Annotated in this window: 6 protein-coding genes; 2 read left to right on the top strand and 4 right to left on the bottom strand. The window is 49.7% G+C overall.

The features are described 5' to 3' along the window. Positions 1-144 precede the first annotated feature (144 nt). The 4 genes from RDL68_RS05715 to RDL68_RS05700 are packed head-to-tail and all read right to left on the bottom strand — an operon-like array spanning position 145 to position 3,473. Positions 145-1,032 (bottom strand): undecaprenyl-diphosphate phosphatase, encoded by an 888-nt coding sequence (locus tag RDL68_RS05715; protein WP_308540720.1) that lies wholly within the window; start codon positions 1,030-1,032, stop codon positions 145-147. Next, the gene (locus RDL68_RS05710; protein WP_308540719.1) at positions 1,008-2,105 is read right to left on the bottom strand and encodes an ATP-binding protein; all 1,098 of its coding nucleotides are present in this window, start codon (positions 2,103-2,105) and stop codon (positions 1,008-1,010) included. The genes RDL68_RS05715 and RDL68_RS05710 overlap by 25 nt, the downstream gene beginning before the upstream one ends. A gap of 10 nt (positions 2,106-2,115) precedes the next feature. After that, a complete protein-coding gene (rlmH, locus tag RDL68_RS05705) occupies positions 2,116-2,592 on the bottom strand; it encodes a 23S rRNA (pseudouridine(1915)-N(3))-methyltransferase RlmH (protein ID WP_308540718.1) in 477 nt (158 codons plus the stop codon). After that, positions 2,589-3,473, bottom strand: coding sequence for an MBL fold metallo-hydrolase (locus RDL68_RS05700; protein ID WP_308540717.1), 885 nt, complete (start codon positions 3,471-3,473; stop codon positions 2,589-2,591). Before RDL68_RS05700 ends, rlmH begins: the two co-directional genes overlap by 4 nt. Before the next feature lie 277 nt (positions 3,474-3,750). Between RDL68_RS05700 and RDL68_RS05695 the strand changes: the two genes are divergently transcribed. Together RDL68_RS05695 and purE are read left to right on the top strand one after the other, a co-directional pair. After that, positions 3,751-6,495 carry a cation-translocating P-type ATPase gene (locus RDL68_RS05695; RefSeq protein WP_308540716.1) on the top strand — a complete coding sequence of 915 codons (2,745 nt, stop codon included), beginning with the start codon at positions 3,751-3,753 and terminating at the stop codon, positions 6,493-6,495. An 82-nt stretch (positions 6,496-6,577) separates the two neighbouring features. After that, positions 6,578-7,072 carry a 5-(carboxyamino)imidazole ribonucleotide mutase gene (purE, locus tag RDL68_RS05690; RefSeq protein WP_308540715.1) on the top strand — a complete coding sequence of 165 codons (495 nt, stop codon included), beginning with the start codon at positions 6,578-6,580 and terminating at the stop codon, positions 7,070-7,072. Positions 7,073-7,149: the final 77 nt, after the last annotated feature.

Raw genomic sequence — 7,149 nt, 5'->3', positions numbered from 1 at the left:
GTAAGGCCGCACTTGCGGCTCCAGCGTCTGCGACATCTGGCTCCATTCTTTTCTCGCAGGAAGATGACGACATACGAAAAATAGGGTGGAATGATACATACACCGCCTTGGCTATTCCGTGCGACAACGGATGCGCTTATCTTATCACATTCCCAAAATCATATAAAGCAACAGCAACGCTGCCAAACCAATGCGATAATAGCCGAAGACTTTGAAATCCCGCTTCTGAATATAGGCCATGAACTTTTGAATGACCACATAGGCAACGAGAAAGGACAATACAAAGCCAAGGGCAATCCATAACCATTGTGCGATAGAGAAGTTGCCGACATTTTTCACCACTTTCAAAAGCGTTGCCCCCATCATCGACGGAATCGCCATAAAAAAGCTGAACTCCGCCGCCGCCACGCGCGAGCTGCCCAAAACCATCGCGCCAATAATGGTTGCCGCCGAACGAGACGTCCCCGGCACTAAAGCGAGGCATTGAAAAAGCCCGATCATAAAGGCGGTTTTCAGGCTGAAATCCAGCGGATCCGCATATTGCGTATTTTCCCGCTTGGCATTCCAATTCTCCACCACAATCATCAAAACGCCGTAGAGGAGCAATGTAAACGTGACGACCGGAGTCGTCATGAGATGTTCATCGATTATGTCGTCAAAAAGAATGCCCACCACCGCTGAAGGAATGACGGCAACCACCACACGAATCCAAAGTGCCATCGTACGAGGATTCACATGTGTCACATTATAGTAAAGGCGCGTTTGCTTGTTCCACTGTGCATAGCGCTTGGGTTTCTGTGCGAAGCGAGGGTCTTCGCTATGCCAAGGATTCAGCCGATTCCAATAGATAACAATGACCGAAAGGATGGCGCCGAGCTGAATGATAATATTAAATGCGTTCGCAAAGCTCTGCGGTTCCAAGCCAATCCACTGATTTGCCAAAATAAGATGGCCGGTGGAGCTGACGGGCAGAAATTCGGTAACGCCTTCAATGATAGACAGAAGCGTTACTTTGATAAAGTTGATGATGATGTCCATGCATCCTCCTGATTATAGTGTTCCAGGAAAGAATGTTTCTTTCCCTCCAGGGTATAGCCCAAGATAGCATCCAGCGCAACATTTTCACCGCTGCGCAGGATGGATTTTTCCACGTTGGGATTCACCGTTTTCAACGACTCAATGAGCGCTTTAATATTGCGACGCTGTGAATCCACCTTTTGCTGCGTAACCACACACGCACAATCGAGGGGCTTTATCCCTGCAAAATCACGCCATGCTATGATACTTTTCTCTTCTACAAAGTACAAGGGGCGGATGAGCTCCATGTTGTCAAAATTCCGCGCCACAATTTTCGGCATCATGTTCTTATAGTTGGCTGACCAAAGGACGTTTAACAGCGTCGTTTCAATCACGTCGTTAAAATGGTGTCCCAACGCCAACTTATTGCATCCGAGTTGCTTCGCACGATCATAGAGGAAACCGCGTCGCATCCTAGCACATAGGTAGCAGGGCGCATCCGCGATTTCATCTGCCACTTGAAAAATATCCGAACGATATACCGTCGCCGGAATCCCAAGCCACGACAGATTAAACAGCAGTCTCTCCCGGTTCAAAGGCGCATACCCCGGATCCATGGCAAGAAATCTCACCGTGAAGGGAATCGCCGAATACCGCACTAACGATTGAAACAGCTTCGCCAGCAAAAGGCTGTCTTTTCCTCCGGAAATGGCTACCCCCACCACGTCACCCGGCTGTAGCATTTCGTAGGTTTTTAAGGCTTTATGGAATTTGGAAACCAACCGCCCACGATAGGTCGTTTGAATTGCGTGCTCAATCTCTTTTTTCGGTTTCAGTGTTTTTCCAAAAAGTCGATACGTATCCGGGTAAAGACGTGCCACCGCCTCTTCGTGCGTTTCTCCCTCTAAGGGCTCGACCGTCACCGTAAATTCTTCCGGCACCTCTTCGCGGCGTTTTTGCCAAAACTCGCTCATCGCGACAGTTTGCTCCTCTTTTAGCGTTTGCCCTTCGTTTTTCGTTTCTTTCTCTATGTTTGTCGTCTCTTCTCTGTGCGGCAAAATCGTTTTTTGGTTCAACGTTTCTCCCATGATTCCTCCATTATTTATGGTATGGTTCGTGATGCAAAATCCGAAAGCCACGATAAATCTGTTCCAGCAAAATAACCCGCATAAGCGTATGGGGAAACGTCATACGAGAAAAGGACAACTGCTTTCCCAGTTTTTTTATCGATGGCGCCAGTCCATCGCTTCCACCGATAATAAAGGTAATGGCGGATCCGCCTTCTACCGCCCAATGGTCAAGATGCGTCGCAAAGGAGACGCTATCCTGCTGTTTTCCTTCAATACAAAGCGAAACCACACAGCTTTCTTTGGGCAGCGCCTTTCGGATGCGTTCCGCCTCTTTTTCCAGCGCCTGTTCCGTTTCCTTTTCACTCGCCTTTTCCGGACGCGCCTGTTCGGAAATCTCGATAATACGAAGCGTCGCATACGGACGCAGACGTTTGCAATACTCGTTTACCGCCTGCCTATAAAATGGTTCTTTGACGGTACCGACAGCAAGTATCGTGATGTTCATCCCTGCGCTCCTTCGGCAATTTTCGGCACCGCCGAAGAACAAAAACACGCCATATCTGCCTTGGGCTGCTTTTCCGAAACGCGCCCCATCGCATCCGCATCAAAGAAACCGGACGGTACGCATCGTGGCGCAATATGGACATGGACATGCTCGCCCACAACAAAACCATTCTCCGTGAGCACTTGCGATACCGTATGCAAACAACATTCTTCCGTATTGTTGTTGATGGACATGTGCGCTAAAAGCACCTCTTCGCCTCGTCCCTCCAACCACTCGCTTAGGACTTCTCCCGATTGTTGATTGGAAAGATGCCCCACTTCAGAGGAGATGCGTCTTTTTGACCAAAGCGAATAGGAACCGTGGCGAAGCAGCAGATCCTCGTAATTTGCTTCAAGGTAGTAAATATCTGCCCCTCGCATTGCGTTGAGCATGTAGGTGTCCACGATGCCGGTATCCGTAAGAACTGCTATTTTTTCCTTCCCACAACGAATCGCATACCCCACCGGATCCGCACAATCGTGGTGAATAGGGACGGGCAAAATCATCATGTCCTTGATTTGAAAAGGCTGTTTGTTTCGAAAAACAACATGATCGCGGTCACGGTGCCTTCCCACCTTTTTTTCCATGGCAAGCCACGTGTTTTCATTCGCGTAGATAGGCAGATGATAGCGTCTTGTCAGCACGCCAAGCCCGGCAATGTGGTCCGAATGTTCATGCGTCACCAAGATGGCATCCAATTTTTTCGGATGCACGCCCACGGTGCGCAATAAATTTTCAATTCGTTTTGCACTGTATCCGGCATCAATGAGAATTGTCGCGTGTTCCGATTGAATCAATACGCTGTTTCCGCTTGAGCCGGATGCCAGAGAACATAATCTCATTCATCCTTCTTTCTTCTTTATAAACGTCGCGGTTATTGTATCATACGGAGTGACTTTTTCTCGGTCTTTTCCCCTTTTCGTCCCTTTCCGCTATAATAGAGCATGAGGGAGTAGCTTATGAATATCGAATCGTCAACCCGACATCCTGATGTTCGGTTCGAGACCTGTGTAGGCAGGTAAGCGAGACTCAGTGCGGTCTTTCCGGTGCAATAGTACTTTTTTCTGTGCCAAAGAAGGATCGAAGAGAAGAACAGTAACCGAACATAAAGGAGGTACCATGGAGTGGTATCAAAAGTCCATCGATTTGGTGGTACAGGAGCTCAAGACAAGTCAAACCAACGGTCTTGCGCTGCAGGAAATTCCCGAACGCTTAGAAAAATACGGGCCGAATAAACTGAAGGAAGCGGAAAAAACACCGCTCATCGAAAAATTCATCAACCAGTTGAAAGATCCGCTTGTTCTCATCCTCATTGCGGCGGCGATTATCTCCGCCCTCACCGATTCCGGCGTGGAAGCCCTCATTATCATCGCCATCGTTATTTTGAACGCGATTTTATCCATCTATCAAGAAGGAAAGGCGGAAGATTCCGTCGCGGCCTTGCAAAAAATGAGTTCCCCCAACGCGAAAGCCATTCGTAACGGGCAAGTGGTCAGTGTAAAAGCGGAAGAGCTCGTGCCGGGAGATTTGGTTTTGCTGGAAACCGGAGATATTGTACCGGCGGATTTGCGTTTGATTGAATCGTCTAACTTGCAAATTGATGAATCCTCTTTCACCGGAGAATCCGTTGCCGCCGAAAAACAGGCAAAAGCTCTGTTTTCCGAGGAACGTGGTATCGGCGACCGTGAGAACATGGCGTTTTCCTCGACCATTGTCACGTATGGGCATGGTCGCGGCATCGTTACCACGACAGGGCATGACACGGAAATCGGTCAAATTGCCGATACGATTCAAGCCTATGAAGAAGAGGCATCGCCTTTACAGAAGAAGCTGAATCAACTTTCCGGTGTACTTGGTCGTATGGTGCTTGCCGTTTCCGCTTTTGTGTTTGTATTAGGGCTTATTAGCGGCGAACAACCCTTGCGCATCGCCATGACCGCCGTATCGCTGGGCGTTGCCGCCATCCCCGAAGGAATGACCGCCGTCGTCACCATTGTTCTTTCCATCGGCATGAATCGCATGGCAAAACGCAATGCCATCGTCAAAAAACTGCTCTCCGTCGAGACGCTCGGCACGACGACCGTTATCTGTTCCGATAAAACCGGCACCTTGACGCAAAACGAAATGACGGTCACCAAGATTTTTGCGAACGGCAAAGATTTAGAAGTTACGGGTATTGGCTATTCTCCGGTCGGCGATTTGCTGTTTAATGGCAAGAAAGTCACCACCGAGGACGATCGAATGCTGGAGACGCTTATCGTCATCGCCGCTTCCGCGAACGATGCGAAAATTGTTGCCGATGAACAAAAAGGCAACACCACCATCGGGGATCCGACGGAAGGCGCATTACTCACCATGGCGCACAAAGCCGGCATTGTTCCTGAAGAACTTGCCGCCCGCAGTCCCCGTGTGGATGAAATTCCCTTTGATTCGTCGCGCAAGATGATGACCACGTTCAATGAAAACTACTTTGAAAACGCCATCGCCTCTTTCACCAAAGGGGCGCCGGATATCGTCATCAACTACTGCAACCGCATTCTTCTGGACGGCAAAGAACAGCCTCTCACGCCGGAAATTCGAAATGAACTTTTAGCCAAGAACTCGGAATATGCTCGCCAAGCGTTGCGCTGCCTTGCCTATGCCTATCGCAGCTGGGAAGAGCTTCCCGAAAAAGAACGCCAAACGCCGGAAAATGTCGAGCGCGATATGGTCTTTGTCGGTCTGACCGGCATGATTGATCCGCCGCGTTCGGAAGCGAAAGCCGCCATTGCAGAAACCCGTTCAGCAGGCATCACTACGATGATGATTACCGGCGATTATCTGGAAACGGCTTATGCCATCGGGAAAGACTTGGGTATCGCCGATCACGAATCGCAAGCTATTATGGGGGCAGAACTGAACGACAAAAGCGAAGAGGAAATTCGGGAAATCGTAAAAGAAAAACGCATTTTTGCCCGCGTTTCTCCGCAAAATAAAGTGCAGATTGTCGATGCGCTAAAAGCAAATGGTGAAATTACCGCAATGACGGGTGACGGCGTAAACGATGCGCCGGCAATTAAACGTGCGGATATCGGCGTTTCTATGGGCATCACCGGAACGGACGTGGCGAAAAATACGGCAGAGGTCATTTTAACCGACGATAACTTTGCTACCATCGTCAATGCGGTGGAAGAAGGACGCATCATCTACGCCAACATCAAAAAATTCGTCAACTTTCTTCTTTCTTGCAACATTGGAGAGATAATTGTCGTCGCCGCCGCTATGATTATTGACCTCATTTTGGTATTCTCTAACAGTGGTCTTCGTTTTCCGACGCCGCTGTCGCCCATCATGCTTCTGTGGCTAAATCTGGTAACCGACTCGTTGCCGGCGCTTGCTTTGGGCATGGAGCCGGGTGAAAAAGGCGTGATGAACGAGAAGCCACGCGATCCGGCAGAAGCCATCATCGGCAAAAAGGAAATGTCTTCCATTGTGGTACAGGCGATTGCCATTGGTGTGGCGACCCTTGCCGCCTTTGCGATTGGTTACTTCTACTTTGGTCATGGGTTAAGCGGCGAAGAGAAGTTGGCAGAAGGACGCACAATGACGTTTGCCACGCTGATTTTGGCGGAGCTCTTCCGTGCTATGGCTGCCCGATCCGAGACACAAACCATGGGCGAAATCGGTTGGTTCTCCAACAAATCCATGAATATGGCGATTCTCATCGGGGTATCCTTGCTGCTCATCGTGCTCTACATTCCCTTCCTTGCCACGCTGTTCCGCGTGTCGTTTATGACACTTAAGGAATGGGTACCCACGCTTTTGTTGGCAACCATCCCCTTCCTGGCAACCGAGATTCATCAGGGAATGCGCGAAAAAAAGTGATTCTTTGCCCTGTTCTTTCCGACGAGGAAGAAACGATCGTTTCCAAAGCGGCGTTGCCGCAGGCTTAACGAAAGGAGTTATCATGAAGAAAGTAGCGTTAATCATGGGCAGCGACAGCGATTTGCCCATCATGGAAAAGGCTGTGGGTGTTCTCAAAGAACTGGAGATTCCCTTTGCGGTACACGTCTATTCTGCGCACCGCACGCCGGAAGAAGCGCGCGACTTTGCGATACACGCCAAAGAAAACGGCTTTGGTGTACTCATCTGCGCAGCAGGCATGGCTGCGCATCTTGCCGGTGCTTTTGCCGCAAACACAACCCTTCCCGTCATTGGTATTCCCTGCACCTCACAAGCACTGGACGGCATGGATGCTCTGCTTTCCACGGTCATGATGCCCTCCGGTATTCCGGTCGCCACCGTTGCCATCAACGGGTCAAAGAATGCCGCATTACTGGCAGCGGAAATTCTTGCGCTCAGCGATGACGCGCTCGACAAGCGTCTCGAAGAGAAGCGCACAAAAGATGCCGAAAACGTCCGAGAAAAAGATCGAACCATTTCCGCTCGATTTAGTGAATAATAAACCTTGCCGCTTGGCTGCCTTCGGGCAAGCCTGCGGCAATTTTGTTTTTTTTTCCAAGCAGAAGACGGCATACG

The organism is uncultured Murdochiella sp. (assembly GCF_902488755.1).
GTDB lineage: Bacteria > Bacillota > Clostridia > Tissierellales > Peptoniphilaceae > Murdochiella.
Note: the sequence above shows the minus strand (reverse complement) of the source record. Positions and strands in the feature narration are given on the sequence as shown.